Origin of the sequence: Baaleninema simplex PCC 7105, from assembly GCF_000332355.1 — a bacterium.
GTDB lineage: Bacteria > Cyanobacteriota > Cyanobacteriia > Cyanobacteriales > Geitlerinemataceae > Baaleninema > Baaleninema simplex.
Window position 1 is genome coordinate 3,974,332 of the sequence record NZ_KB235958.1, and the last position, 2,855, is coordinate 3,977,186.

Consider the following 2,855-nt stretch of genomic DNA (forward strand, 5'->3'; position numbering starts at 1 on the left):
ATATAGAGCGCCATTCTCATCGCTTACCGAATTATGCCCAACGCCAGGAAAACGGCCAGGTCATTGGTTCGGGGGAAGTTGAATCGACTATTAAACGCATTGGTTTGAGAATGAAGATTTCCGGAGCGCAGTGGAATCGAGAGAATGTCAATCCCATGTTGCGTTTACGCTGTGCTTATCTCAATCGCGAGTTGGCTTAAGTATTTTTACTCATTACTTAAAATAGATGCTCCCGCGCCCAATTCGATGAATTTACATTTTTGAGATGTACCCAGGGATTTTATTGGGTTTCAACCGTTATCGACACGGTAAACGACGCGATTGTTGCGTTTCAATCCCTTGAAGGGATTTTATTGGGTTTCAACATCGCCGACTACGACGACACGGTGCGAGAACTCCTGGTTTCAATCCCTCAAAGGGATTTTATTGGGTTTCAACAGGATTTCGGGGTCGTCAAAAACTGTGTGACATTTGTTTCAATCCCTTGAAGGGATTTTATTGGGTTTCAACCGAGGCAAAATGAAATCGTCCAGTGAGCCACCACTGGTTTCAATCCCTTGAAGGGATTTTATTGGGTTTCAACAGTCGTTGAGAATTCTCAATGGATACGCTTCGATTCAGTTTCAATCCCTTGAAGGGATTTTATTGGGTTTCAACTCTGGCCAAGGCTTATCAGCAAGCTGAGAAGGCGTACTCTGTTTCAATCCCTCAAAGGGATTTTATTGGGTTTCAACTCTTGCCTTGGGGTCAGTGAACCCGTGGACGAACGATTTTTTGAAGGTTTCAATCCCTCAAAGGGATTTTATTGGGTTTCAACGATTTACTTCAGACACCAGATGCCAATTGGTGGATCGGTTTCAATCCCTCAAAGGGATTTTATTGGGTTTCAACCCGAGGTCTACAACCATTTAATCGGTCGCCGCGTGTTTCAATCCCTCAAAGGGATTTTATTGGGTTTCAACCTGAACGCCACGGCGTTGAAGGATTGCTCAACAACTCGTTTCAATCCCTCAAAGGGATTTTATTGGGTTTCAACTTGAGCCAACGTCCCCGCGTTTCTGTCCGGATCGAGCTTCACGTTTCAATCCCTCAAAGGGATTTTATTGGGTTTCAACCTGAACGCCACGGCGTTGAAGGATTGCTCAACAACTCGTTTCAATCCCTCAAAGGGATTTTATTGGGTTTCAACAAAATTACCCCCGTAGAGCCTACAAAACCCACGACAGTTTCAATCCCTCAAAGGGATTTTATTGGGTTTCAACCGCCACCGATCCGAACTACGCCGCGATGGTAATCGGTTTCAATCCCTTGAAGGGATTTTATTGGGTTTCAACCTTCATCTACAATCTTATCCCACCAAGAAAATCGGGCAGGTTTCAATCCCTTGAAGGGATTTTATTGGGTTTCAACCTACTTTTGACCCTACTGGAAGCTCTCTTAATGCGTTTCAATCCCTTGAAGGGATTTTATTGGGTTTCAACCCACGGCAAGCTCACCGTCTTTGCTCAGGAAGAGTTAATCGTTTCAATCCCTTGAAGGGATTTTATTGGGTTTCAACATATTGATAAATAAACTCACGTGAGTTATTATTGAGTTTCAATCCCTTGAAGGGATTTTATTGGGTTTCAACCGCAGCCAGAAAGTGGCTAGATGAATTAATCGATGTTTCAATCCCTTGAAGGGATTTTATTGGGTTTCAACGGGAAGAGTCCCCCCCCCAAGAATGTGCCGCGCTAGTTTCAATCCCTTGAAGGGATTTTATTGGGTTTCAACTGGAAAAAGCGGTTGCGATGTCAGTGAGTGCGGTGTTTCAATCCCTTGAAGGGATTTTATTGGGTTTCAACGGGAAAGGGAGTAGGAACCCTGGCGAGAAATCGTCAAGTTTCAATCCCTTGAAGGGATTTTATTGGGTTTCAACAACAGCGATGCTTTCCCTTGTCGCTTGACGAGGATCGATTCCGTTTCAATCCCTTGAAGGGATTTTATTGGGTTTCAACTTGGACGACGGTGAAATCCTTGGGTATTTTCGTCAACAGCGTTTCAATCCCTTGAAGGGATTTTATTGGGTTTCAACGCTGCAAGATTTCTGCCAAGAGCGGGGGGCATCTGATGTTTCAATCCCTTGAAGGGATTTTATTGGGTTTCAACTCGAGCCAGGACAGTGGGTGAATGCTCCATTTCAACCCGTTTCAATCCCTTGAAGGGATTTTATTGGGTTTCAACGTTTGCAGGCGTATCGGGTTGATATCGGGTTGCCTCGTTTCAATCCCTTCAAGGGATTTTATTGGGTTTCAACTGAATGTGTCAGTCGATTGGGGTTGAAGGAGGGTGGGTTTCAATCCCTTGAAGGGATTTTATTGGGTTTCAACGGCCCCAGTTCCTCGAACTTCTCCTGATTATCCAACCAGGCAATTGTTTCAATCCCTTGAAGGGATTTTATTGGGTTTCAACTGTATGTGGGGGTGGGAATACCGTCAACAATCGCGTTTCAATCCCTTGAAGGGATTTTATTGGGTTTCAACTGGACGTGGGAGGTTCTATCGAGCGTTGTAATAGTTTCAATCCCTTGAAGGGATTTTATTGGGTTTCAACTGGTGGTCTTCCTGATACCACCGTAGAGCTTGAAGTTTCAATCCCTTGAAGGGATTTTATTGGGTTTCAACATCGGATTCCTTCTAGCGGAGTTTATCTAGATTCAGTTTCAATCCCTTGAAGGGATTTTATTGGGTTTCAACAGTCATGAGATACTGTACGAAAATCAGTTACCGGTTTCAATCCCTTGAAGGGATTTTGGGTCTTCGCAAAACAAGGTGATAAGAAAAATTTATTAAGTAAAGCAAGACAGAAAGCGCATT

1 pseudogene and 1 CRISPR repeat array are annotated in these 2,855 nt (G+C 43.9%); the pseudogene reads left to right on the forward strand.

The window, feature by feature from the left end:
- A pseudogene (locus GEI7105_RS37635) lies at positions 1-200 on the forward strand (hypothetical protein); the annotation flags it as partial.
- A gap of 128 nt (positions 201-328) precedes the next feature.
- Positions 329-2,735: a CRISPR direct-repeat array (repeat unit 37 nt; unit sequence GTTTCAATCCCTTGAAGGGATTTTATTGGGTTTCAAC).
- Positions 2,736-2,855: the final 120 nt, after the last annotated feature.